Annotated in this window: 1 protein-coding gene; it reads left to right on the forward strand. The window is 53.6% G+C overall.

Annotated elements, in window-relative coordinates:
* Positions 1-496, forward strand: a 496-nt coding sequence (locus ICN18_RS10385) for a YDG domain-containing protein (RefSeq protein ID WP_216190519.1), incomplete at both ends; no start/stop codon positions are given.

The following is a 496-nucleotide window of genomic DNA, read 5'->3' on the forward strand; positions in this document are numbered from 1 at the left end:
GGTAATAGCGCCAGCGCGACGACTGACTACAACTTGCAAACTACCAACCTCACTTGGGGTAGTGGCGGTCAAGCGGGTACTAACGCCAATATCACCGCGGCAACCCTAACCTTGGCTGCCGCTGGCAATGTGAGCAGGGCATACGATGGTACGGCTAACGCGACGTTGGCACAGAACAACTACCAAATCACCGGACTAGTCTCGGGTGATACGGCAGCTGCTTTGACCAACACCGGTGCTACTTATAACAGTGCCCACGTGGCTGATGCGACGACTGTGAATACCAGTGGTATTGCGATTGCTAACGTAACTGGCAATCACAGTAGCCGTGCTGGTGATTATGTTCTCAGCACCACCAACCTCACTTGGGGTAGTGGTGGTCAAGCGGGCACTAATGCCAACATCAGCGCCGCAACCGTCACCTTAGCCACGACTGGTAATGTCACCAAGACCTACGACGGTACAGCCAATGCTACCGTTAGCTTAGCCAATTTAT

Origin of the sequence: Polynucleobacter parvulilacunae (genome assembly GCF_018881715.1) — a bacterium.
Classification (GTDB): Bacteria; Pseudomonadota; Gammaproteobacteria; order Burkholderiales; family Burkholderiaceae; genus Polynucleobacter; species Polynucleobacter parvulilacunae.